Origin of the sequence: Lysinibacillus sp. KU-BSD001 (assembly GCF_042920265.1) — a bacterium.
Taxonomy (GTDB): domain Bacteria; phylum Bacillota; class Bacilli; order Bacillales_A; family Planococcaceae; genus Lysinibacillus_B.
Genome location: NZ_JBDQZI010000011.1, coordinates 110058 through 133733, shown reverse-complemented (window position 1 = coordinate 133733; position 23676 = coordinate 110058). Strand labels below are relative to the sequence as shown.

General features: G+C 39.3%; 23 protein-coding genes and 1 other annotated feature. Of the genes, 17 read left to right on the top strand and 6 right to left on the bottom strand.

Annotation, left to right across the window (positions count from 1 at the left end; all coding sequences use genetic code 11):
* Positions 1–207 precede the first annotated feature (207 nt).
* On the top strand, positions 208–513 hold the full coding sequence (locus AAGS61_RS15595; RefSeq protein WP_391373893.1) for an acyl-phosphate glycerol 3-phosphate acyltransferase: 306 nt from the start codon (positions 208–210) through the stop codon (positions 511–513).
* Between the two features lie 137 nt (positions 514–650).
* Here the strand turns inward: AAGS61_RS15595 and namA are convergent, their stop codons facing one another.
* Together namA and proC are read right to left on the bottom strand one after the other, a co-directional pair.
* On the bottom strand, positions 651–1661 hold the full coding sequence (gene namA, locus AAGS61_RS15590; protein WP_391373890.1) for an NADPH dehydrogenase NamA: 1011 nt from the start codon (positions 1659–1661) through the stop codon (positions 651–653).
* Positions 1662–1682: 21 nt separating this feature from the next.
* Entirely contained in the window at positions 1683–2489 is an 807-nt protein-coding gene (gene proC, locus AAGS61_RS15585; protein ID WP_391373887.1) for a pyrroline-5-carboxylate reductase, read from the bottom strand.
* Positions 2490–2531: 42 nt separating this feature from the next.
* Positions 2532–2736, bottom strand: a binding site (T-box leader).
* Between the two features lie 169 nt (positions 2737–2905).
* Between proC and AAGS61_RS15580 the strand changes: the two genes are divergently transcribed.
* The 6 genes from AAGS61_RS15580 (at position 2906) to AAGS61_RS15555 (ending at position 7504) form a co-directional block, all read left to right on the top strand.
* Entirely contained in the window at positions 2906–3847 is a 942-nt protein-coding gene (locus AAGS61_RS15580) for an MBL fold metallo-hydrolase (RefSeq protein ID WP_391373884.1), read from the top strand.
* A gap of 133 nt (positions 3848–3980) precedes the next feature.
* Complete coding sequence (locus AAGS61_RS15575; protein ID WP_391373881.1) at positions 3981–4601, top strand: DUF3298 and DUF4163 domain-containing protein; 621 nt, start codon at positions 3981–3983, stop codon at positions 4599–4601.
* Positions 4602–4804: 203 nt separating this feature from the next.
* Positions 4805–5410, top strand: coding sequence for a C40 family peptidase (locus tag AAGS61_RS15570; protein ID WP_391373878.1), 606 nt, complete (start codon positions 4805–4807; stop codon positions 5408–5410).
* Positions 5411–5632: 222 nt separating this feature from the next.
* Positions 5633–6547 (top strand): EamA family transporter, encoded by a 915-nt coding sequence (locus AAGS61_RS15565; RefSeq protein ID WP_391373875.1) that lies wholly within the window; start codon positions 5633–5635, stop codon positions 6545–6547.
* Between the two features lie 306 nt (positions 6548–6853).
* Positions 6854–7024, top strand: a complete 171-nt coding sequence (locus AAGS61_RS15560; protein WP_391373872.1) for a DUF2197 domain-containing protein — start codon at positions 6854–6856, stop codon at positions 7022–7024.
* A gap of 12 nt (positions 7025–7036) precedes the next feature.
* Positions 7037–7504: a DUF523 domain-containing protein gene (locus AAGS61_RS15555; RefSeq protein ID WP_391373869.1), complete on the top strand. Its 468-nt coding sequence runs from the start codon at positions 7037–7039 to the stop codon at positions 7502–7504.
* Positions 7505–7551: 47 nt separating this feature from the next.
* On the opposite strand, the gene hmpA is transcribed toward AAGS61_RS15555, so the two are convergent.
* The gene (gene hmpA / locus AAGS61_RS15550) at positions 7552–8688 is read right to left on the bottom strand and encodes an NO-inducible flavohemoprotein (RefSeq protein WP_391373867.1); all 1137 of its coding nucleotides are present in this window, start codon (positions 8686–8688) and stop codon (positions 7552–7554) included.
* Between the two features lie 183 nt (positions 8689–8871).
* On the opposite strand from hmpA, the gene AAGS61_RS15545 reads away from it, so the two are divergent.
* Positions 8872–9318, top strand: a complete 447-nt coding sequence (locus AAGS61_RS15545) for an RrF2 family transcriptional regulator (RefSeq protein WP_391373864.1) — start codon at positions 8872–8874, stop codon at positions 9316–9318.
* Positions 9319–9420: 102 nt separating this feature from the next.
* Here the strand turns inward: AAGS61_RS15545 and AAGS61_RS15540 are convergent, their stop codons facing one another.
* On the bottom strand, positions 9421–9777 hold the full coding sequence (locus tag AAGS61_RS15540) for a DoxX family protein (protein WP_391373861.1): 357 nt from the start codon (positions 9775–9777) through the stop codon (positions 9421–9423).
* Positions 9778–10204: 427 nt separating this feature from the next.
* On the opposite strand from AAGS61_RS15540, the gene AAGS61_RS15535 reads away from it, so the two are divergent.
* Complete coding sequence (locus tag AAGS61_RS15535; protein WP_391373858.1) at positions 10205–11098, top strand: NAD(P)H-dependent flavin oxidoreductase; 894 nt, start codon at positions 10205–10207, stop codon at positions 11096–11098.
* Positions 11099–11205: 107 nt separating this feature from the next.
* Here AAGS61_RS15535 and rsgA read toward each other — a convergent pair whose 3' ends face one another.
* Positions 11206–12297, bottom strand: a complete 1092-nt coding sequence (gene rsgA / locus AAGS61_RS15530; protein ID WP_391373855.1) for a ribosome small subunit-dependent GTPase A — start codon at positions 12295–12297, stop codon at positions 11206–11208.
* Positions 12298–12573: 276 nt separating this feature from the next.
* Between rsgA and bioD the strand changes: the two genes are divergently transcribed.
* The 5 genes from bioD to AAGS61_RS15505 all read left to right on the top strand — a co-directional run bounded on the left by bioD (position 12574) and on the right by AAGS61_RS15505 (position 17121).
* Entirely contained in the window at positions 12574–13278 is a 705-nt protein-coding gene (gene bioD, locus AAGS61_RS15525) for a dethiobiotin synthase (protein WP_391373852.1), read from the top strand.
* Complete coding sequence (gene bioA, locus AAGS61_RS15520; RefSeq protein WP_391373849.1) at positions 13259–14626, top strand: adenosylmethionine--8-amino-7-oxononanoate transaminase; 1368 nt, start codon at positions 13259–13261, stop codon at positions 14624–14626. Before bioD ends, bioA begins: the two co-directional genes overlap by 20 nt.
* A gap of 4 nt (positions 14627–14630) precedes the next feature.
* Positions 14631–15221: a biotin transporter BioY gene (locus tag AAGS61_RS15515; protein WP_391373846.1), complete on the top strand. Its 591-nt coding sequence runs from the start codon at positions 14631–14633 to the stop codon at positions 15219–15221.
* Positions 15221–16219: a biotin synthase BioB gene (gene bioB, locus AAGS61_RS15510; protein WP_391373844.1), complete on the top strand. Its 999-nt coding sequence runs from the start codon at positions 15221–15223 to the stop codon at positions 16217–16219. Before AAGS61_RS15515 ends, bioB begins: the two co-directional genes overlap by 1 nt.
* Before the next feature lie 152 nt (positions 16220–16371).
* Positions 16372–17121 carry an SDR family NAD(P)-dependent oxidoreductase gene (locus tag AAGS61_RS15505; RefSeq protein WP_391373841.1) on the top strand — a complete coding sequence of 250 codons (750 nt, stop codon included), beginning with the start codon at positions 16372–16374 and terminating at the stop codon, positions 17119–17121.
* 41 nt (positions 17122–17162) lie between these two features.
* On the opposite strand, the gene AAGS61_RS15500 is transcribed toward AAGS61_RS15505, so the two are convergent.
* Positions 17163–18293, bottom strand: a complete 1131-nt coding sequence (locus AAGS61_RS15500) for an iron-containing alcohol dehydrogenase (protein ID WP_391373915.1) — start codon at positions 18291–18293, stop codon at positions 17163–17165.
* A 1085-nt stretch (positions 18294–19378) separates the two neighbouring features.
* Here AAGS61_RS15500 and AAGS61_RS15495 point away from each other — a divergent pair.
* The 3 genes from AAGS61_RS15495 to AAGS61_RS15485 all read left to right on the top strand — a co-directional run bounded on the left by AAGS61_RS15495 (position 19379) and on the right by AAGS61_RS15485 (position 23337).
* Positions 19379–20575: an argininosuccinate synthase gene (locus AAGS61_RS15495; protein WP_391373838.1), complete on the top strand. Its 1197-nt coding sequence runs from the start codon at positions 19379–19381 to the stop codon at positions 20573–20575.
* Between the two features lie 60 nt (positions 20576–20635).
* The gene (gene argH / locus AAGS61_RS15490; RefSeq protein WP_391373835.1) at positions 20636–22006 is read left to right on the top strand and encodes an argininosuccinate lyase; all 1371 of its coding nucleotides are present in this window, start codon (positions 20636–20638) and stop codon (positions 22004–22006) included.
* A 623-nt stretch (positions 22007–22629) separates the two neighbouring features.
* Positions 22630–23337, top strand: a complete 708-nt coding sequence (locus tag AAGS61_RS15485; protein WP_391373832.1) for a DNA alkylation repair protein — start codon at positions 22630–22632, stop codon at positions 23335–23337.
* The last annotated feature ends 339 nt before the right edge of the window (positions 23338–23676 follow it).

The window sequence follows — 23676 nt, the reverse complement described above, 5'->3', positions numbered from 1 at the left end:
ATCTATCACCTCTAGTAGTAAGTGCTAATTTTATTTTCAAGAATATCTTTTAATTTTATTTTATAAAGAAAAAAGACTGTAGACAAACTCGAAATTTTCGAGTTTGTCTACAGTCTGAAGCAGCTAAGGATACTTAGCTGCTTTTTACTTATTGTAGAAAAATAATGTTTGTACGAGTTATAATAAGAGGAAAGGGGGAGTTGTATTATGGGGAAAGCGAAAAAGAAAAAACCATCGATGACATTACATTCAGCAGCAAGACAGGTAACATCAACACCAGAAATAACAGCACCAAAAATGAACCCTGCTTTATTGCGTTTACTTGTGATTTTTCCAAATGTGTTAAGCTACATATTATTATTCGGTGTAATTGTTTACATCATGACAAATTTTAGCGAATTGCAAGCAGCAGGAGCACTTACATTTTGGGTTATTCTATCAGTAGTGTTTGCTCCAATGGCATTGTTTACTACATATTCAATTGTCAAACGAATTCGAGCAGGGGTAATGTAAAAAGAGCGCAACGGATGTTTCCGTTGTGCTTTTTAAGTACTTATAAAACAATGGTGCCAGGTAATCTTATTTTATGATAAAAAGAGGGCATCTCGAATAGGAGATCCCCTCTAAAAGTGTAGTTAATGAGTGATGTGTTACCAGCCACGTTTATACGTTGGGCTTGGTGTATCAATAGCAACGCCTAGCTGTTTTGCAGCACGGTATGGGAAATAAGGGTCACGTAGTAGTTCACGACCGATAAAGATTAAATCTGCTTGCTCTTTTTGTAACACTTCTTCCGCTTCATGACCCGTTGTAATGAGACCGACTGCGCCTGTTGGCATGCCAGTTTGACGAATCGTTTCAGCAAATGGGACTTGGTAAAGTGGTTTGACTGCAATTGTCGCCGGTACGACACCACCTGAAGAAACATCAATTAAATCCACATCTTGTGCTTTCATCCAAGCCGCAAATTGGATGAAGTCTTCCGGATTGTTGCCACCTTCTACGTAATCCTTTGCGGAAACACGGACAAGTAATGGTCCATTCCAAATCGCACGAATACCGTCAATGACTTCTCGTAATAGACGATAACGATTTTCTGGGCTACCGCCGTATGCATCTTCACGTTTATTCGTTAAAGGCGATAAAAACTCACTAATTAAATAACCGTGTGCACCGTGAATTTCTAACACATCGAACCCTACATTAATCGCGCGTTGTGCCGCAGCAACAAAGGCATGCACGATTTCTTTAATCTGTTCGGCTGTTAGTGCGACAGGTGTTTGATAGGTGTCATCAAACGCAATCGCAGACGGGGCATAAATAGGTCCTTCTACCGTAGCTTTGCGTCCAGCATGTGCTAGTTGAATGGCTGCTTTACTGCCGTATGCATGAATTTGGTCGACGATTTGCTTTAGTCCTTCCAGTTGCTCATCACGCCATATGCCAAGGTCACGAGCTGAAATACGACCTTCTGGCAATATCGCCGTTGCTTCTAGCATCACTAGACCGACCTGCCCCATCGCACGGGAAGCATAGTGTACAATGTGGAACGGCTGCGCAAACCCAAATTCATTTGCTTCATACATGCACATAGGTGCCATGACAATCCGGTTTTTTAGCTCGATGTTTCGTAGTTTATAAGGTTCAAAAAGTTTGACCATAGACCTTTCCCTCCATCTCGATTAAACCCCTTTAGCTAGCTCGCGTGAACGTGATTCGGCACTTTTCACACACGCTTCAATCGTTTCTGTAAAATGATGGTCCTGTAGTGCTTGGATGCCAGCCTCTGTTGTCCCGCCAGGACTCATTATTTTACGACGTAGCTCATCTGGCTCCTCATCGACTGATTGTAACATAGAAGCGGAACCAGCAAGTGTTTGAACCATTAATTGGCGTACGATATCTTTCGGTAAACCAATGTCTGTTCCTACCTTTTCAAACGCTTCCATTAAGTAATAAATATAAGCGGGACCACTACCAGAAAGAGCTGTTACCGCATGTAGTTTATCTTCCTCTACTTCAACGACAAGACCAATTGTCATAAGCATGTCAATAAATAATGCTTTTTGTTCCTCTGTTACAAGATCATTAAAAGCAATACCACTTGCACTCATGCCAATTGTCGCAGAAGTATTGGGCATCACGCGCGCGATAGGACGCGCACATAAACCATCTTCAATCGTTTTAATGGAAATGCCGGCCAGCACCGATAATATCGCTGCGTTAGCTGAAATAAACGGTGCGATATTTTGCATAGCACTGCCAACATCTTTTGGTTTCATCGCTAAAATAATTAAATCTGCATCGTGCAGATCAGATAATTGCTCTAAAATTTGTACGCCATATGTGTTGTGTAAGTTTTCTAAACGCGTAAAGTCTGAACGATTGGATACAAAAATTTGCTTTGCATCAAAATATCCTTTGTTTACCCACCCTCCGATAATTGCTTCAGCCATTGAGCCAGCACCAATAAATACAATCTTTTGCATAAAAAAGCCTCCTTAATCAATAAAAGCGCTTCCGTCCTCTTCATTAAGGACGAAAACGCTCGTTTCCGCGGTACCACCTTAGTTCACAAATGTGCAACTTAATCCTTATAACGCCAGGTTAGCGGTTATGTTGTCATAACAAGCTCGGAAGTAGGTTCAATGATTGAAGTGGATGATGTTGCTCTCAGCATATGCAACACTCTCTTTCATCGTTCAATCATTTACTTGGCTTCTTCAACGCTTTCATTTCGAATTATGAGAAAATTATATAAATGTAATGTCAAGGTGTCAACCTAAAGCGTGACGAAAAATAAAAAAAGGAGTAAAATAGATGAATAGCTATTCATTTTTATAAATAATAGCGTAAAAGGACATAATGTACATGTCTTTGTAAGAAGAATAAAGGGGTTGTTAAGATGCAATTACATAAAATCATTATGCCGACACCATATCCAGTAGGGGATGTGAATGCATTTTTAGTCAAAGGGGATACCCTGACATTATTTGATGTAGGACCCAAAACAGAGGAAGCATACGAAGCGCTGAAATGGGGGATTCGTGCTGCAGGGTATGAGATGAAGGATGTAGAACAAGTCGTATTAACGCACCACCATCCGGACCATGTGGGCTGGGTTGATGCATTTCCATATGCCAATATACTTGGTCATGAGTATGTAGATTATTGGATGCGGCAGGAGCCGGCGTTTATTAACTATCGTGATGAGTTTTATATTCGTGAACTAGAATATGAAGGGGTACCTAAGTCGTATATTGATCGTGTTGTAAAAGTACGTGGGGAAATGGAGTTATTTGGAGCGCGCCCGTTAACTAGCTTTTTACGTGAGGGCGATGAAGTACCAGGACATCCGGGGCTTCGTGTGTATGAAACGCCTGGTCATGCACAAAGTCATTTAATTTTTTTAGAGGAAACATCACGAGCATGTATCGGTGGCGATTTATTGCTCGAAAAGGTATCTTCTAATCCACTTGTAGAACCACCTGTAACATTAAAAGGTGACCGCCCGCATTCATTATTACAATATAATGCTTCGCTGCAAAAGCTAAGCCATTTACACGTATCTACCTTATATACAGGGCATGGTGATGAAGTGCGCAATGTGAAGGAGTTAGTGGAAGAGCGATTAGCCAAACAGCAAGCCCGTGCGCTAAAAGTACGTGAATTTCTACAGGAACCAATGAGTGTTTTTGATGTAACGAAAATTTTATTTGCCAAAATTTATAAAGCACAGCTCGGATTAACCCTTTCAGAAACGCTTGGCCAGCTCGATTATCTAGTAGATAAAGGACTAGCAACGGTGAAAGAGGAAAATGGTGTGCATTTGTATAGGAGGGCGTAGGATGAAAAACATGTAAAATCGTTAAGGTTTTACATGTTTTTTTAGTCCTACAACATGGTGACATCTTCAGCAAGTAAGAAACACAAACCACTTTCCTAGAATACAATGAGGAAAAAGCATAGAGGATGAAGACATGTTTGAATCATTGCCCGTGCAAATCGGGACATCTATTATTCATGGTGGACCCAACAAAACCGTCGTATTCCCACAAGTCATAGGGATACAAAATAGACAATGGGAACACACAGTGAATCATGCGATTACTCAGCAAACACAGCAACTGATTAATGAGCAAGTTGGCAATATGCCTACAACCGTTGAGGAAATGATCGGTACGTACGAAATCAAAAACAATCAACGTCAGGTGCTCAGTCTTTCTCTTTCGAACTATACGTATCATTATCATGCAGCACATGGCATGACCTATATAAAATCATTAACATTTGATATGAAAAATCAAAAAATATGTACACTAAAAGATTTATTTAAGCCTGGCAGCGATTATGTAAAACGGCTTTCTGACAATATTCAAGCACAAATTAAAAGACGTAACATCCAGCTGCTCGGTGAGTTTACATCGATTAAGCCTGACCAAGATTTTTATATTGCCGATAAAGCGCTTGTCATTTATTTTCAGCTATATGAAATAACAGCGTATGTGTATGGCTTCCCGATGTTCCCGATTTCTGTTTATGATATACAGGACATTATCGATGAAAATGGTCCTTTAGGAAGAATGGCTATTAACAATTAAATCAATATGATGCAATGGTGAGGTGAAAAAGAGATTCCTGAAATTATGGAGTCTCTCTTTTATTTCCACTGGTGAATTTCAATATCCAAAAAATACCGTGTTTTGTGGTTATTTTGTTGTTTTTTTGATATATTCCTGTAACATTCACATGCTAATATCTTATTTGTGAGAAACGAAAGATGTTAGGAGTTTAGAAATAGATTATGAAAAAGACAAAATGGGGTATGAAGCTAGCGGCACTTGCGCTAGGCTCATCATTATTATTCACTTCAGTAGGAACAGCAGATGCTGCGATTTACACAGTAAAATCAGGCGATTCATTATATAAAATCGGTCAACGCTATGGCGTATCGTATCAACAAATTATGAAATGGAATAACCTGAATTCCTCTGTTCTTCGTATTGGTCAAAAGCTAGAAATAGGCGGTGCCCAAGCGAATACACCGACAAGTAAGCCGAACGTAGTCAATGTTGCACAAAAATATTTAGGTATACCTTATGTATTTGGGGGTTCCACACCAAAAGCTGGATTTGACTGTTCAGGTTATGTTACATATGTATTAAACCAAGCAGGTTATCAAACATCGCGAAAAACAGCAGCTGGTTTTTATAACACAGCAACGAAAGTATCGAAACCTCAAGTAGGGGACTTAGTATTCTTTAGTGGTACATATAAGAAAGGGATATCACACGTAGGTTTCTATATTGGAAACAACAAAATGATTTCAGCAGCAGGGAAACAAGTAAAAATTGATACTATTGACAGCGGCTACTGGGGAAAACATTTCACAGGCTATGGTCGTCTGTAACAGAGGAAAAAACGCTTGGCATTGTCCAAGCGTTTTTTCTATTGAATACAGTATAAGCTAACTTTTCATTTTCATGGGTTTAACTGTTTGTCCTAAAGTTACGCCGTTTTATAGATGATTTTTCTTATGAAGCAATCGGAAGGAAGAAAATCATTCATGTTGAAATATATAAAGAAAATGATTTGAGCGTTTAATGATAATCATAAGAAAAGGGAGATAAGTATGCGACTTGAAGTAAATGTTCCGAAAAATAGAACTTATACGGTAGGAGTAACTGCGTTATTGCTATCTGCTTTATTAACTGCAGCAAGCCAAGTATTTTACGCAAGCCGTGTACAAAATGTGCATCCATTTCTATTTACGGGTATTAGTTTCTTTTTGACTGCCTGTTATTTTTCCTTTTTTGCTAGAAATCAAAAGGTAGCTTATAAATGGCAATCCTCATGGCAATCCTTGCTAAAGTTAAATTTATCCTCTGTTCTCGCATTCATGGGATTTTACTTTGCATTGAAATTCATTGAGCCAGCAATCGTTAGTTCGCTTGAGATGGGGTTAGGTCCACTATTTGTGATTTTCCTCGCATTTACACAAAGAAGGTTTATCGCTAAAGTACAGTGGGGAATTGCACTGGGAACATTATTGGCTTGTTTCTTATTAATCATTTCTATCTTTAATGGTTATTCAGGTATTCAATTGAATCTAAGTACAAATACGACTCTAGGTGTAATAGCGAGTGTTTTTTGTGGTTTAGGAGCTGTACTTTGTACTATCTATTCAAAGGAGCTAAGTGCAGGCGGATGGACAAGCTCGATGATTTTGACACATCGGTTTTATGGTATCGTACTTTTATCATTTATTTTTACCTATGATATTTTAATTGATTATATTTTTGATAATGTACTGTGGATTTTACTTGTAACAATTGCTGGTGTCTTAATCCCGATGTATTTATTACAGAAAGGTATTCAATATTGTGAGACGTTTTTAGTGATGATGTCACTTTGCTTCGTACCCGTCTTTACTTTTTTCTTTCAATTATTCGATCCAAGAATATCTTGGTCAACAACGACTTTAGTCGGTGTTGTTTTATTGTTTATATTAGGGGTGTTTAGTATCTACGCAGAGAAAAATAAGTGAATAGGGTTAAAAAAAATATAGTAGCTATTGTATTAAACTCGCTAATAGAAATTCTTTTGATATGTAACAATCAGGCGCTTTAATGGGTAATTTAATTGAATATATGAAGTGCGTATTTTAATTATTTTTTCAAAACCCGCTCTTTCTTTTTATTAGTTTATTAAGGTTTTTAGTGTCAATTTGATCAAACTTTATTTTAAAGCTACAATTTTTGCTTAGAGGAGTTCATCGTTTATTCGTATTGTTTATTCCCTTTATTGTCGCTATTATGTACGAGTAGAGATATGTTAGTAAAGGAGCATCGTGATGATTTATTATGAAATCCATTGTAGGTATTGTAAAAAGCCTTTTAAGTTAGAAGAAGGGACACGAAAATATCAGCAATACAAACAAAATCGGAATGGGCAGTTTTCTTGTGATGATTGTGATCGACGGATTGAAAGTGATTCACGTAAATATTTATTTGACCGAGATTGAAGGGGTGAGTGTATGATTGTTATGAGTAGTTGTTTGGCAGGGATGAAAGTCCGCTATGACGGCAATGCCAATACGGTTGAAAAAATTAGGCAGCTAGTAGAAGAAAAGAAGGCAGTGACTGTTTGCCCTGAAGTTTTAGGTGGTTTACCAACGCCGAGAAATCCCGCTGAAATTATTGGTGGAGATGGGGAAGCTGTACTGGATGGTGTCGCCCGTGTCGTGGACAATACGGGAGAAGATGTGACGGATGCTTTTTTACAAGGTGCGTATAAAGCGCTTGAAGTAGTACAGCAAGTAGGGGCGCACACCGTCGTTTTAAAAGAAAATAGCCCGTCCTGTGGGAGTCATCACATTTACACAGGGGAGTTTAATGGAATGAAAAAGCCAGGCGCTGGTGTAACAGCTGCACTGCTAAGACGAAATGGTATCCATGTACTCTCAGAAGAAAACTTTCTACGTTATATAGAAGAAATACGTTAAAAAAGCCGACACGATTTTGTGTCGGCTTTTTCTCTTAAAAGTTTTGATTATACCGCTAATGCTGGACCGAAGAATTCATAGTGAATGCGGTCTTCTGCAACACCTAGTTCTCTTAATTGACCTATAACAGCTTGCATAAATGGTGTTGGTCCACAAATGTATACATCAGACTCCGAAGTTAACATATTTTCAATCTGTTCCTTCGTTACGAAACCATCCGTATCCGAGTAAATCGCTTTATAATGGTCCGCATTTGCTTCGATTTGCTCAGTGAAGGCAGCGACGCGCTCGTTACGTGCACATAAAATGAAGGATGTTTTACGATTATCAGCTGTCAGTAACATACGGTATAAAGGTGTTACACCAACGCCGCCTGCGATGAATAATACATCATTTGTCCCTTCGTTTAATGTGAATAAACCAGCTGGAGCTGATACTTCGATTTCTGTACCGATTTCGGCATCATTGTGAAGGTATGTTGATACGCGACCATTTGGTGTTCCTTCGTCTTCACGTTTGACAGAAATACGGTATTCGTTGTTTTCTGTTACGTCTGTTACTGTGTATTGACGATTCATTAAATATTGTTCACCTGGCATCGCAAGGCGAATAGAAATGTATTGACCAGGTACTGCTTCTGGTAATTTTTCACCGTCAACTGGAGTTAAGTAGAAGCTTGTGACGATATCGCTTTCCTTTACTTTACGTGCAATTTTGAATGGCTTGAATAAACGCCAGCCGCCATTGTTTTCCGTTTGTCTGTATAAATCTTCTTCCACTGAGATAAAGATATCCGCAATGACACCGTATGCTTGAGCCCATGCATCAATAATTTCTGGTGTGGCTGCATCGCCAAGTACTTCCTTGATGGCACCTAGTAAGTGTTGTCCAACGATAGGATAGTGCTCTGGTAAAACCCCAAGGCTACGGTGTTTATGGGCAATTAACATCACTGCCGGTACGATAGCTTCTAAGTTGTCAATGTGAACAGCAGCTGCATACACCGTGTTGGCTAAAGCATGTGGCTGACGTCCTCGTTGCTGATTTGTGTGGTTAAAAATGTTAAGTAATTCTGGATGTGCTTCAAACATGTTTTTGTAAAACGTTTTTGTAATTGTTAAACCGTGTTGTTCTAAAACGGGTACTGTCGCTTTAATAATATCAATCGTTTTTTGTTGTAACATATCGTCACGTCCTTTCACTTCTCACTATACGCCTGCTTTTATTTAAAAGCAATATTAAAAATACATCTTTAACAAATTATTCACAAAACACATATTTAAAATATATGTTTTGTTTCTAAGCATATGTATTATTCCTCAAATGATTTGATGGTATACTCATATAAGAAGAAAGTTGGTGGAGAAGTGCGCTTAACTGTATATACGGATTATTCATTGCGAGTGCTAATGTACTTGGGCGTGCGTGGCCAAGACCATTTAGCAACAATTCAAGAAATTGCGGACACATATCAAATTTCAAAAAATCATTTAATGAAAGTGACATATGATTTGGGGAAATACGGTTATATCGAAACGATTCGCGGACGTGGCGGTGGCATCCGCTTAGCAATCGATCCTCAAGAGATTGTCATCGGGGAAGTTGTACGCAAAACAGAGGAAGATTTTCATATTGTAGAATGCTTTAATCCAGAAAATAATTTATGTCGTATTGCCCCTGAATGTAGGTTGAAAAATGCGTTATATGAAGCATTGCAGGCATATTTAAAAGTACTGGATAGCTACACATTAGAAGATGTTATTCATTCAAAGACTTCACTGATGCAATTGTTCGGGCTAGAAGAGAAGGAATAATCAATAAAAGGCATATCTTGAACCAAATAGGTCAAGGTATGCCTTTTATATTAATGTGTTAAGAAAAGACTTTCCTTACTACGGAACAGTTATGAGGACATTTTATCCTACACTATAAATGATTAAGAAGAATAATAGAAGTGCAATCACACCGAGCGAAAAAATCGGCATTGTAGCTCTCCAGCTATCTCTTATACGAATATGTGTAAAAATCCCACCAATACTTACTAAAATTAAAACGATAGCCCCATATACAGCCCACATGTCATTCCAGAAACCTACAATTAGCATAATAGCTGAACCAAATTCGATGATCCCTGTGAACACACGGAACCATTGTGGCAATTCCCATTTGATGAAGTTTTCTTTATGCATTTTTGATCCAGTTAATTTCCCATAACCCGCGAAAATAAAAACAGCTGCCAGTAAGCCTTGTAATACCCAGATGACGATTTGCATGTTTTCACCTCCAATTGATTAAAAATGCTTAGTCATTTGCAAATCCAAGCTGACCTTCCCGTCGCATCCACTAAACATTTCGTCACAATTTTGTGAGAGACATACATATAGTTGAACAAATTTAAAGTTTACTTTCGCGTTACCTTGATTCGATTGTGAGCTAATGCTTAGTGAAGCCAGCGCCATACACCCTCTGCCCCTCTATACCTCAACTCCTCTGTATTACCATAGTATGAATTTGATGTGTGAATCATGCACCTACGTTTAGTTTATTCCATTATTGAATATATAGATGTGCAATTAACCATTTAAAAGTCAAACTGTAGGGGAGATTTAGAGAAATAACAAAAAAATAAAATGCAAAAAATGAAGGGATATTCAGTTTTATGGAGAATTTTAATGTTAATACGAGAAAAGGGGTGTTTTTATGCAATTGCCAGTAATTGTGGCACCGATGTTTTTAATATCAAATCCAAAGATGGTAATTGAATCTGCACGCGCTGGTATCATTGGTACATTTCCATTATTAAATGCGCGTCCGATTAGTGTATGTGAGGAATGGTTAACAGAAATTAAAGAAGCACTACCAACAGAGAAGTGGGGTGTCAATATCATTTGCCATAAAGGAGAAAATCCGCGCTATGACGAGGATGTAGAGCTAATTAAGAAGTATCAGCCACCACTTGTTATTACATCGCTTGGCAACCCAACACCGATTGTAGAGATCGTACATAGCTACGGTGGAAAAGTATATTCGGATGTGGTTATTGAAAAGCACGCAAAAAAAGCAGCAATGGCAGGAGTAGATGGGCTTATTTTAGTATGTGCAGGTGCAGGGGGACATGGTGGGCAGTTAAATCCGTTTGCCTTTGTTGCGGCTGTGAAGTCATTTTTCAAAGGGGACATTATTTTAGCAGGTGCTATTTCGACAGGGGCAGATATCGCGGCTGCACGTGCAATTGGTGCGGATTACGCTTATATGGGGACGCGTTTTATTGTAGCGGAAGAAGGCAACGCGCCAGATACTTATAAAGAGATGATTATCAACAGCTCAAGTGAAGATATTGTTTATACAGATGCGATTAGTGGTGTCAATGCGAATTTCCTGATTCCGTCGTTAACGGCAAGTGGGATTAACGTTTCGGAGTTAACAAGTGGAAAGGGCAAAATGGACTTTGATGATCATAAAGCATGGCGTGATATTTTTTCAGCAGGGCAAGGAGTAGCAGCCATTTCAGAATGCCAATCAATCGCACAAATTGTCTCGCAGTTAAAAGCTGAATATGAAGAAGCCTGTAACCGTTTAAATGTTTTAATTTAGGTGAAAAGAAGGGGCTATCCAATCAATGGATAGCCCCTTCTACAGTCGGAATATCTTTATTATTAGAAATTGTACATATAGTCAAGCGGCCATTTCAATGAAAGGGCTTATTTATTCCGTCCTTTTTTGCTCTGTTGCTCTTTGAGGAATTTCCTCGCGTTTTTCATCCCGCCCATCGTATGAAACATATGATTTAACTTTTCTTTTTCAATCATTTTGGCATTCAGGCCGTCATACTTTGTTTCCTTCTGAAGTTTGCGGTAGCTTTCCAATCGTTCTATTGATAGAGTGCCATCTTCAATCGCTTTTTGGACAGCGCAGCTCGGCTCAGTTTGATGCATACAATCACTAAATCGGCATTGAGCAGCGAGGTCATCAATGTCAGCAAAAGATGTAGCTAAATCGGCGCTAATAATACCGAGTTCTCGCATACCTGGCGTATCGATTACGACACCTAAATTCGGCAATAGAAGTAGTTCACGTCTTGTCGTAGTATGCCTGCCCTTATCGTCATTTCTTATTTCATTTGTCACCAAAATAGGTTGACCGAGCAGACGGTTGATTAAGGTTGATTTTCCAACGCCCGATGAGCCAATAAATGCTACCGTTCGACCAGGTGCAAGATAATTAGTAATAGGGTGATGTCCAGTATCAGAAATACTAGTTGTTACGAGTACATCTACACCTATTGCAATCGCATATATTTCGCTCAGTTTTTGCTCAATTTCTTGGCATAAGTCTGATTTTGTCAGCACAATAATCGGTGTCGCCCCACTATCCCAAGCGATAGAAAGATAGCGCTCTAATCTACGGAGATTAAAGTCATTGTTTAGTGACATACAAATAAAAACGATATCGATATTCGTTGCGACAATTTGTTTGTCATTCGTAGAACCTGCCACTTTTCGCCCAAATACACTTTTCCGAGTGAGCACATGATGAATAATCCCGTTGCCATCGGTATAATCTGTTCGGTCAATCATGACAAAATCCCCCACAGATGGATAGTCTGTTAGGTCATTTATACTGTGGTGAAACTTCCCAGATATTTCAGCTATCAATTCCCCATTTTCTGTTATTACTTTGTATAAATTTTTAGATTGGGATGAAATTCGCCCAATGTATAGACGTTTATATTGTTTAGCTTCCTGTAGCATTGCTTCAGTAAGCCCTAGATTTTTCATATTGATTGTATTCAATTTTATTGCCTCCTAAAAGTTGGTTTGTCACTTTTGGGAGGTTTTATGCATTATTTTGCACATCCCTCCCCGTTTATTACAATCTCACGAAATTGCTTATTGAACATAAAAAAATCCCCTTTTTCCATATGATTGGACTTTACTATAACATAATCTATTCATCATTTGAATTTTCGAATGTAGCATTTTGTTTCATAAAAGAGCATTTACAAAATAAGAATAATTGTGTTAACTTAAAAATGTAAACAGTTAACGTAAATGAAGAGGAGGTTAACAATGCCACATTTTTGGGTAGTCGGCACAGATACAGATGTCGGAAAAACATGTGTCACGACATTGTTAATGCGCCAGCTACAAGAGCAAGGACTTCGTGTAACACCGTACAAACCGGTACAAACGGGTGAGGTGATCGAGCAAGGGAAGGCTTACTATTATGATACAACCATGTATGAAACCTATTCATTGCAAAAACTGAACGAAGTCGAATTGAATGATTATTCATTCAAAGAGCCGGCATCACCACATTTTGCTGCACAACTGGAGGGTCAGCAAATTGATACAATGCGCTTATTACAGCAAATACAGAGACTGCAACATGCTTATGATGTCGTTATTTGTGAAGGAGCAGGGGGCATTTTTGTACCGCTAGATGCAAACGGAAAGGAAACATTGCTTGATGTCATTACGCAAAGTCAATTACCAGTCGTCGTTGTAGCACGTACGAAGCTTGGGACGATTAACCACACGTTGTTGACGTTAGAAGTATTAACTGCACGCGGAATTGACGTGCTAGGCATTGTCTTTAATGGCGATACGGGAAGTGATATGGAACAGAATAATATTGCAACGGTTTTACAGCATCGTGCACTACCATATGCTGTTATTCCGCAACTGCATGACATATCACATGTCGTCAACTATTCTATCAAGCACACATCATTATTTGAAAGGCTGTATCAACATGAAACAACCATTATCTGAATGGCAAGCGAGAGATTTACAACATGTTTGGCATCCATGCTCACAAATGAAAGATTATGAGCAGTTTCCACCGATTGTGATTAAAAGTGGTAAAGGTGTGTGGCTTTACGATGAGTATGACAATCGTTATTTAGATGCTGTGTCTTCTTGGTGGGTGAATTTATTTGGTCATGCGAATTCTCGTATTAGCCAAGCATTAAGTGAGCAAGCCTTTACACTAGAGCACGCCATTTTTGCGAATTTTACGCATGAGCCCGCTGTGAAGGTCGCAGAAAAATTAGTGGCGTTAACCCCAGAAGGCTTGAACAAAGTCTTTTTCGCAGATAACGGCTCAGCTGCTATTGAAGTCGCATTAAAAATGAGCTTTCAATACCATATGCAAAGTGGGAAGAAGACGAAAAAGCGATTTCTTGCTTTAACGGATGCTTATCACGGCGAAACACTTGGTGCGCTGTCAGTAGGTGGTGTGGATCTTTATAACGAAGTGTATCAGCCACTATTACTCGATACAGTACGGGCGCAGGGACCTGACTGTTTTCGTTGTCCATTTCATGACAAGCCTGGGAGCTGTCAAGCACAATGTATTCGTTATGTAGAAGAGGAATTAGCTGCACATCATGAGGAAATTACAGCGGTTATTATTGAGCCACTCATTCAAGCGGCAGCAGGGATGAAAATGTACCCGCCAATTTACTTAAAGCGATTGCGCGAATTATGTACGAAGTTTGATGTGCATCTCATCGCAGATGAAATCGCGGTTGGTTTCGGTCGTACGGGAACACTGTTTGCTTGTGAGCAAGCTGGCATTTCACCTGATTTTATGTGTTTATCGAAAGGGTTAACAGGAGGGTATTTACCACTATCCGCTGTCTTAACAACAGATGAAGTATATGATGCTTTTTACGATGATTATGGCACGATGAAGGCATTTTTACATTCACATAGCTATACAGGCAATACACTCGCTTGCCGCGTAGCGCTTGAAGTATTGACGATTTTCGAAGAGGAGAACTATATCGATATTGTAAAAGATAAGGGAGAGCAAATGAGAAAGCTCGCAACCGAGGCATTTAGTCACCTTCCTTATGTTGGTGAATATCGCCAAGTAGGGCTAGTAGGCGCAATTGAACTCGTAGCTGATCGGGATACAAAGGAGCCGCTGCCAAGTGAAGAGCGTATAGGTTATCAAATTTATAAAAGAGCATTAACAAAAGGGCTACTCATTCGACCGCTTGGCAATATTTTATATTTTATGCCACCTTATATCATTACCGATGAGGAAATGCATTTTATGATTCAGACAACAAAAGAAACAATCGAACAATTTTTTGCAGAACGGGAGGAATAAAGCAATGCAGCAACGACAATCAACCCTTTCACTCGTCATGATTGCGCTATTTGCCGCATTAACTGCCATTGGCGCCTTTATTAAAGTACCATTACCAGTCGTACCATTTACATTGCAAATTGTCTTTGTTTTTTTAGCAGGGTGTTTGCTCGGTAGTCGCAATGGTTTGCTTAGCCAGGTCGTTTATATTGGCATTGGTTTAGTAGGGTTACCTGTATTTACGCAAGGCGGGGGAATTACCTATGTGATGCAGCCGACATTTGGTTATTTAATTGGTTTTGCCCTTGCTGCGTTTGTCATCGGCTGGCTTATTGAAAAAGTAGAAGCACCAACGAAAAAGCATTTTATCGGTGCCAATATTGTCGGGTTGATTCTCATTTACGCCGTCGCGGTACCGTATTTATATGTAGCTTTAAATATTTGGCTCGATGTGAAAACAAGCTGGTCACATATTTTAGTAGTTGGATTTTTAAATAGTATTGTTGCAGACTTTTGCTTAGCAATTGCTTCTGCACTGTTAGCGGAACGACTATATCCCGTATTTCGTTCGGCACGATCATTGAAAATAGTACACGTAAAAAAGGAGCATGTATGATGAATTGGTTACAATTAGCAGAGGAAGTTATTGCCGGTAAGGTGATTAGTAATGAGGAAGCGTTAGCGATTTTAAATAGTGATGATGATGAGCTATTAAAGCTGATGGATGGAGCATTTGCGATTCGTAAACACTATTATGGTAAAAAAGTAAAGCTAAACATGATTATGAATGCGAAAAGTGGTTATTGCCCAGAGGACTGCGGTTATTGCTCACAGTCTTCCAAATCAACAGCACCAATCGAGAAATATCCGTTTATTACAAAGGAAGAGATTTTAGCAGGGGCAAAACGTGCCTTTGAAAATAAAATCGGTACATATTGTATCGTCGCAAGTGGACGTGGCCCAACACGTAAAGACGTAAATGTCGTAAGTGAAGCGGTGACAGAAATTAAAGAAAAGTATGGCTTAAAGGTGTGTGCTTGTTTAGGATTATTAAAAGAAGAACAAGCACAGCAATTAAAAGAAGCGGGTGTGGATCGTTACAATCATAACTTAAATACATCGGAGCGCCACCATTCGTATATTACGACGTCTCATACGTATGAAGACCGTGTAAATACAGTGGAAGTTGCGAAAAAGCATGGCATCTCTCCTTGCTCAGGTGCCATTATCGGTATGAAAGAGACAAAAGAAGATGTTGTGGATATTGCACGCGCGCTTCATCAATTAGATGCCGATTCAATCCCTGTCAATTTCTTAAATGCGATTGATGGCACAAAGCTAGAGGGGACGAAGGAATTAAACCCTCGTTACTGCTTAAAAGTATTAGCGTTATTCCGTTATATGAACCCAACGAAAGAAATTCGTATTTCAGGTGGTCGTGAAGTAAATCTTGGATCACTTCAGCCGCTTGGGATGTATGCAGCAAACAGTATTTTCGTTGGCGATTATTTAACAACAGAAGGACAAGAGGCAAATAGCGATTATCGCATGTTAGAAGATTTAGGCTTCGAAATTGAATTAACAGGCAAGCAAGAAGAAGCATTCTGCTCATAATTGTTCATTATATACTCTCCCTAATAATATAAATTGAAAAGTCGTATATACGTTATTGAACAGGCGTGTATACGGCTTTTTATAATGAGAGAGAAGCCAAGCCATTTTCTTGTTATAATGTAATTAAGTTTTGGTCGGAGGTATGCAGGAAAATGAATAAAAAAACAATTTTTGTTACGGGTGCGACGAGTGGAATAGGGTTAAAAATAACCGAAATGTGTATAGCGAAAGGGTATATTGTATATGCCACAGGTCGCAATGAGTCTTCATTAAACACGTTAGCTGGACTAGGGGCACAGGTTATTCAGGCAGATTTACGTAAAACGGAAGATATGAATCGCGTCGTCGAGGCATTACCACCTATTGATGTAGCGATTTTAAATGCGAGGCTTGGGGTTTTTGAAAATGCGTATGATTTAGCAGATGAAGACATTGATACGATGTTAGATATTAATGTACGTGCACCGATTTATTTAACGAAGCGGCTTGCTCCGAAAATGATTGCGCGTGGATCAGGGCATTTTATTTATGTTAGCTCACAGGCAGGTAAGGTTGCGACGCGTAAAGCGAGTGTATATGCAGCGAGTAAGCATGCACTAACAGGCTTTTTAAATGGTGTCCGATTGGAATTAGCGGAGCATCATATTAAGGTGACAGGTATTTATCCAGGGCCCATCGATACGCCATTTTTACAAAAGGCAGATGCAACGAATGCATATCGTGATGCCATTCAAGCTTTTTTACTAAAGCCAGAAAAAGTAGCACGAGAAGTAGTGCGTACAATTGAGCGACCTGTGCGAGAGGTCAATTTACCGCGTGTCATGGGACTCACAGCGAAATTGTATGCAATTGCACCAGGACTCGTTGAAAAGTTAGGGAAGGGCTTCTTTAATAAGAAGTAAGTAAAAGGCGACTTGCATTACGCAAGTCGCCTTTGGGCGTTTTAGTATGCTTGACGAATGATTTCCATTACGTCTTCAAGTGTTGCCTTACGCGGATTTGTAGCCGCACATACGTCCTTCATTGCATTTTCTGCTAATATTTGAATATCCTCCTCACGAGCACCTAGCTCCTTGAAGCCTGTCGGGATATTTAAATCTTGTGTTAAGAGTTCAATGCGAGAAACTGCTACCTCTGCTGCTTCGCGTACGCTTAAGCCTTCGATATTTTCCCCTAGCAACTCCGCGATACGAGCAAAGCGCTCTTCACGACCTACTAAGTTAAAGCGACATACGTGCGGTAGTAAAATAGCGTTACATACACCGTGTGGGTAGTTGTAGAAGCCCCCTAATTGGTGCGCAATGGCGTGTACATAGCCAAGAGAAGCATTGTTAAATGCCATGCCAGCTAAAAACTGTGCATAGACCATTTGTTCACGTGCCTCAAAGTCTTCACCGTTTGAATAAGCGCGCGGTAAGTACTTCGGAATAATTTGAAATACTTTTTCAGCACATGCATCCGTAATTGGTGATGCATTTGTCGATACGTAAGATTCGACTGCATGTGTTAGTGCATCGACACCTGTCGCAGCTGTTAATGCAGGCGGTAAACCAATCATAAGCGTTGGATCATTGATCGATACAAGTGCTGTTATATGCTTATCGACAATGGCCATTTTTACAGAGCGCTCTGTGTCTGTAATAATCGTAAAGCGTGTCATTTCAGATGCTGTACCTGCCGTCGTATTAATCGCGATGTAAGGTACTAATGGGCTTTCGGATTTATCTACACCTTCATAATCATGGATACGTCCGCCGTTTGAGGCTAATAAGCCAATGCCCTTTGCGGCGTCATGTGAGGATCCGCCACCTAAAGAAACAATCGAGTCACAGCCTGCTGCTTTATAAGCGGCGATGCCGTCATGTACGTTTTTATCTGTTGGGTTTGGTTCAGCTTTCGGGAAGATTTCAACCTCCACATTTGCTTCACGGATAATGTTAGCGATTTGATCTGCGATACCTAGGTTGTATAAGCCTTCATCCGTCACTAAAAGTGTTTTTTTAGACTCGAATTGTACTAAATACTTACCAACTTCCAGAATTGTGCCTTGTCCGAATAAGTTCGTTGTTGGCATTGTGAATAAGTGTTGCTTACTTCCATTCACTTGTTGCAGCTCCTGTTGTTTCGCTTTTAATACATCTTGTACGCTCATTTAATACCCTCCAGATTGTTCGTTTTAGTGGATAGTCGCATCTGAATGCTTTACCCATGAATTAGTATATAGCAGTGTATAGGTAAATTTCAACTCAATTTACAAATTATTTAAAAAATTAAAATAATTAACTATTTGATGAGAATAGCGACTTTTTCTTAGGATAACTTTCGATTGAGTAGGAGGTAGTTAGTGTTTTACTCATAATGAGCAAATATCAAAACATATATTACCATTTTTGTAACCGCTGCTTTACGCTCCGGCACTTGCTTTCCACGGGCGAGATCAAGCCTCCTCGTCGCTCATCCTTCGCGCCTGCGGGGTCTTGATTGTCTCGCTTTTCCCGTAGGAGTCTCGTGCCTCCGCTACAAGCAACTAGTGTTTCATAAAAAAGTAAGTTGCTAAAAAATAATAAAAAACCTTATAGAATTACAGGGGCTAGGGGACAATATGTGCAAATGGAAAGAAAATGATTTCTTTTAGAGAAGAGAAATATTTTGCTAGCACATCGAGAAGTATTCACTTTTGCCGTAGCGCGCCATCGCCACAGGAGCCTACACAGGAGATCCAAACAGGCCGCGCCTGTTTTAGCTCCTGTGTAGGCTGTGGCAAAGCGCGGAGGCTACGATACCACTTTAGCTTAATATCTTTTATTACCCTAATGGTATCTTTAGGATGTATTTTTGCTCATTACGAGTGTTTCATTTAATATGATAGTTCTATAGTTTTGTTGAGGTTTTTCGTTATGTCTCAAAAGCATTTTTTTGAAAAAATTTTGTATGATACATAAATAGAGAAGCGGAATGGTTGCGAGCAAATGATAGTGAAAAAATACGGAAGCGAGTATTCTGAAAAAACTGTTTATTATGAGTTATCTAACAACATGAAAAACTTAAAAATTTTATATAAATACAGTTGCGTTTATGTTTATTACATGTTACTATTCGTGTATAAACTTTTACTAGAATGTATAAACATACACACAACATATATCGGAGGCAATTGAAATGGCTAACAAAAAAGTAGTACTTGCTTATTCAGGTGGTCTAGATACATCTGTAGCAATTCCATGGTTAAAAGAACAAGGTTGGGACGTAATCGCAGTATGTCTTGACGTGGGTGAAGGGAAAGACCTTGAGTTCATCAAAAACAAAGCACTTCAAGTAGGTGCCGTTGAATCATATATGGTAGATGCAAAAGACGAGTTCGCTGAAGAATATGCATTAGTTTCATTACAAGGTCACACTTGGTATGAGCAAAAATATCCTTTAGTATCGGCTCTATCTCGTCCATTAATCTCTAAAAAATTAGTAGAAATTGCAAACGAAGTAAATGCTGACGCTGTAGCGCACGGCTGTACTGGTAAAGGAAATGACCAAGTTCGTTTCGAAGTTTCGATTAAAGCATTAAACCCAGATTTAGAAGTGCTAGCTCCTGTACGTGAGTGGGGCTGGAGCCGTGATGAGGAAATCGAGTACGCTGCAAAACACGGTGTACCAATTCCTGCAACAATCGACTCACCATTCTCAATCGACCAAAACTTATGGGGTCGTGCAAACGAAGCAGGCGTAATGGAAGATCCATGGGTAGCACCGCCAGAAGAAGCTTACGGTTTAACAGTTTCTGTAGAAAACGCACCAAACGAAGCAGAATATATTGAAATTGAGTTCGTTGAAGGAAAGCCAGTCTCTTTAAACGGCCAAGAAATGAAATTAGCAGATTTAATCCAAGAGTTAAATAAAATTGCAGGTGCACACGGTGTTGGCCGTATCGACCACGTTGAAAACCGCTTAGTTGGTATTAAATCTCGTGAAGTATACGAAATTCCAGGCGCAAAAGTATTATTAACTGCACATAAAGAATTAGAAGATATTACGCTTGTAAAAGAGCTTGCTCATTTCAAACCAATCATTGAGCACAAACTATCTGAAATCATTTACAACGGTTTATGGTTCAACCCAATCCGTACAGCTTTAGAGGCGTTCTTAAAAGAAACACAAAAGTATGTAAATGGTACAGTACGCGTGAAACTTTACAAAGGTCATGCAATTGTAGAAGGACGTAAATCTGCAAACTCTTTATACTCTGAAGAATTAGCAACTTACTCTAAACATGATAAATTCAATCACGCTTCAGCAGTAGGTTTCATCGAATTATTCGGTATGCCAACAGTTGTAGCAGCAGAAGTGTTAAAAAACAAATAAGTAATGAGGTGAGCGATTCGGTGCCCGAGTCGCTCCTTCTTTTAAATAGGAGTGTTAGCAATGGCAAAATTATGGGGCGGACGTTTCCAAAAATCAGCAGAGGCATGGGTCGATGAATTTGGTGCGTCAATTGGCTTTGACCAACAATTAGTAATGGAAGATATCGAAGGCTCAGTAGCGCACGTAACAATGCTTGGCGCACAAGGCATCTTACCACAAGAAGACGTAGCCAACATTTTAGATGGCTTAGCACAGTTAAAAGTAAAAGCAGAAGCAGGGGAACTTGAATTCTCGGTTGCAAATGAAGATATTCACTTAAACTTAGAAAAAATGCTGATCGATTTAATCGGTCCTGTTGGTGGGAAATTACATACAGGACGTTCGCGTAACGACCAAGTGGCAACAGACATGCATTTGTTCTTAAAGAAACGTGTACCAGAAGTAATTGGTTTAATCGAGGCTTTCCAACAAACAATTTTAACGCAAGCGGAAAAGCATATTGAAACAATTGCACCAGGCTATACACACTTACAACGTGCGCAACCCATTTCTTTTGCCCATCATTTAATGGTGTATTTCTGGCAATTACAACGCGATAAAGAGCGTTTCTCCGAGTCTATGAAACGCATCGATATTTTACCTTTAGGTGCAGGTGCGATGGCGGGGACAACTTTCCCGATCGATCGTCTAAAATCTGCGGAGTTATTAGGTTTTGTGGACGTTTACGCAAACTCAATGGATGCTGTATCGGATCGTGATTTTATCGTTGAATTTTTATCAAACTCAGCACTACTAATGACGCACTTATCACGTTTTGCGGAAGAAATCATTATTTGGTCAACAGATGAGTTTAAATTTATCGAGCTGGATGATGCGTTCTCAACAGGTTCATCGATTATGCCACAAAAGAAAAATCCGGATATGGCAGAGCTGATTCGTGGAAAGGCGGGTCGTGCCTTCGGTAATTTAATGGGCTTATTAACAGTGCTAAAAGGTACACCGCTAACGTATAACAAAGACATGCAGGAAGATAAAGAAGGCATGTTTGATACGATGGAAACAGTACTTGGTAGCTTGAAGATTTTTGAAGGTATGGTTCGTACAATGACGGTCAATACTGAACGACTACATGGAGCTGTACATTCAGACTTCTCAAATGCAACAGAACTGGCGGATTATCTGGCAACAAAAGGCATGCCATTCCGCGAAGCGCACGAAGTAACAGGTAAATTAGTATTTACGTGTATCCAAAAAGGGATTTATTTATTAGATCTACCGCTAGAAGAAATGAAAAAAGAATCGGAACTAATCGAGCAAGATATTTACGATGTATTAGCGCCTGAAGCAGCAGTACGTCGTCGTAACTCACTTGGTGGGACAGGGTTCGAACAAGTGAAAATTCAATTAGCCAAAGCAAAAGAACTACTATAAATACACTTTGATTAATGCAGTCCCGTGAGGCAGCAATCAACAAAAGTAGTCCCCGCATATGTCGTATGCGGGGTTTTTGTTTATATATGACAAGTTTTATACGCGAGTTTGAGGTAGATATGCGCGGGTTCGAGGTGAATTTACGCGAGTTAAGTAATTTGCCCCAGTTAATAGGCTTGTCTATAGGAAAAGACAATTCTTTTAAGGGTATACCTAGCACCAGTGTCAACATAAAAAAACCCGGAAATATTATTTCCGGGCCTGATTACACTTACATTTTTGTATCCATGACACACTGCCTCGCTTCCGCATTGAATCTTAAGATAATCCTAAGACAACCGTGCTTTGGCTGTATTCAGTATAGATTGTCCTTTTGAGTTATCGCTCATTCGCGCTCATCGGGTTAACCCTCCTAAGTCATTGGATTTGAAGTGAAATCTCTAATAGTATAGGACAATGATTAATTTTTATACACATCATTTAAAAAAATTTGATTTTTCTTTACTGTTGTTTGTGAAAAAGAAAAAATTTCATTTCTAAGAACGGTTTATATGGTAAGGTTTGTTATAGACTAAGTATAATACGGGATTTGAGAGGCTTAAATAAAAAGGATGTGCTAAAAGATGAATCTCCAAACTGTTATGCAGGAGCTTGAAGCTCTTGGTAAGGAACGAACGAAAAAAATATACATATCTAATGGTGCGCAGGAACCACTGTTTGGCGTGGCAACAGGTGCGATGAAGCCAATCGCTAAGAAAATAAAAATAAATCAACCTTTAGCAGAAGAACTGTATGCCACGGGGAACTACGATGCAATGTACTTTGCAGGTATTATTGCAGATCCAAAAGCAATGACGGAATCCGATTTTAATCGTTGGATTGATGCAGCGTATTTTTTTATGCTGTCTGACTATGTGGTAGCCGTAACTTTAGCGGAAGCAGACATTGCACAAGATGTTGCTGATCAATGGATTGCAAGCGGCGAAGACCTGAGAATGTCAGCGGGCTGGAGTTGCTACTGTTGGCTTTTAGGGAATCGCGTAGACGCGGAATTTTCCGAAAGCAAGATGGCCAATATGATTGAAATGGTAAAAAATACGATTCATGATTCACCAGAACGAACGAGATCTGCTATGAATAATTTTCTATACACCGTAGGCATTTCATATTTACCACTTCATGAAAAAGCGGTCGAAACGGCAAATGCAGTAGGTCCAGTGGAAGTTAAACGGGACAAGAAAAAGAGCAGTTTCCTCAACGCTTACGAAAGTATTCAAAAGGAAGTAGAAAAAGGGAGACTGGGCTTTAAACGTAAATATGTAAGATGTTAAACAGTAGTCTTACAAGCAATCTGTAATGATGGAGGACATTAATCCAAGAAGGGTTAATGTTCTTTTTTGACGTGATTCAGATGGTTTTTTGTTGTGAAAGAATATCCAGAAGAAAACGCTAAAAGGTATCGATTTGTTACTCATCACTAATAATCCCGATACAGAAGTTTAAAATCTGTCATTTCGAGAAATAATAAGAAACTACAGCAGGTGTGTTGATTATCAAAAAATTTCCTGTATAGAAGCGTGTTTTTTTAGAAAAAAGTAATTAAAAATGACTTACCAGTTGATTGTAGCGGAATCGGCGAGACTCCTACGGGAAAAGCAATGTTTTTCTGC

What these genes read in the sequence shown, in the direction of transcription:
- AAGS61_RS15555 (WP_391373869.1), top strand. Translation starts at nt 7,037, where the DNA reads ATGATTGTTATGAGTAGTTGTTTGGCAGGGATGAAAGTCCGCTATGAC.
- hmpA (WP_391373867.1), bottom strand. Translation starts at nt 8,688, where the DNA reads ATGTTACAACAAAAAACGATTGATATTATTAAAGCGACAGTACCCGTT.
- AAGS61_RS15535 (WP_391373858.1), top strand. Translation starts at nt 10,205, where the DNA reads ATGCAATTGCCAGTAATTGTGGCACCGATGTTTTTAATATCAAATCCA.
- AAGS61_RS15485 (WP_391373832.1), top strand. Translation starts at nt 22,630, where the DNA reads ATGAATCTCCAAACTGTTATGCAGGAGCTTGAAGCTCTTGGTAAGGAA.
- AAGS61_RS15540 (WP_391373861.1), bottom strand. Translation starts at nt 9,777, where the DNA reads ATGCAAATCGTCATCTGGGTATTACAAGGCTTACTGGCAGCTGTTTTT.
- bioA (WP_391373849.1), top strand. Translation starts at nt 13,259, where the DNA reads ATGAAACAACCATTATCTGAATGGCAAGCGAGAGATTTACAACATGTT.
- AAGS61_RS15580 (WP_391373884.1), top strand. Translation starts at nt 2,906, where the DNA reads ATGCAATTACATAAAATCATTATGCCGACACCATATCCAGTAGGGGAT.
- bioB (WP_391373844.1), top strand. Translation starts at nt 15,221, where the DNA reads ATGAATTGGTTACAATTAGCAGAGGAAGTTATTGCCGGTAAGGTGATT.
- namA (WP_391373890.1), bottom strand. Translation starts at nt 1,661, where the DNA reads ATGGTCAAACTTTTTGAACCTTATAAACTACGAAACATCGAGCTAAAA.
- AAGS61_RS15560 (WP_391373872.1), top strand. Translation starts at nt 6,854, where the DNA reads ATGATTTATTATGAAATCCATTGTAGGTATTGTAAAAAGCCTTTTAAG.
- AAGS61_RS15575 (WP_391373881.1), top strand. Translation starts at nt 3,981, where the DNA reads ATGTTTGAATCATTGCCCGTGCAAATCGGGACATCTATTATTCATGGT.
- AAGS61_RS15595 (WP_391373893.1), top strand. Translation starts at nt 208, where the DNA reads ATGGGGAAAGCGAAAAAGAAAAAACCATCGATGACATTACATTCAGCA.
- AAGS61_RS15570 (WP_391373878.1), top strand. Translation starts at nt 4,805, where the DNA reads ATGAAAAAGACAAAATGGGGTATGAAGCTAGCGGCACTTGCGCTAGGC.
- argH (WP_391373835.1), top strand. Translation starts at nt 20,636, where the DNA reads ATGGCAAAATTATGGGGCGGACGTTTCCAAAAATCAGCAGAGGCATGG.
- bioD (WP_391373852.1), top strand. Translation starts at nt 12,574, where the DNA reads ATGCCACATTTTTGGGTAGTCGGCACAGATACAGATGTCGGAAAAACA.
- AAGS61_RS15500 (WP_391373915.1), bottom strand. Translation starts at nt 18,293, where the DNA reads ATGCCAACAACGAACTTATTCGGACAAGGCACAATTCTGGAAGTTGGT.
- AAGS61_RS15515 (WP_391373846.1), top strand. Translation starts at nt 14,631, where the DNA reads ATGCAGCAACGACAATCAACCCTTTCACTCGTCATGATTGCGCTATTT.
- AAGS61_RS15505 (WP_391373841.1), top strand. Translation starts at nt 16,372, where the DNA reads ATGAATAAAAAAACAATTTTTGTTACGGGTGCGACGAGTGGAATAGGG.
- AAGS61_RS15565 (WP_391373875.1), top strand. Translation starts at nt 5,633, where the DNA reads ATGCGACTTGAAGTAAATGTTCCGAAAAATAGAACTTATACGGTAGGA.
- proC (WP_391373887.1), bottom strand. Translation starts at nt 2,489, where the DNA reads ATGCAAAAGATTGTATTTATTGGTGCTGGCTCAATGGCTGAAGCAATT.
- AAGS61_RS15495 (WP_391373838.1), top strand. Translation starts at nt 19,379, where the DNA reads ATGGCTAACAAAAAAGTAGTACTTGCTTATTCAGGTGGTCTAGATACA.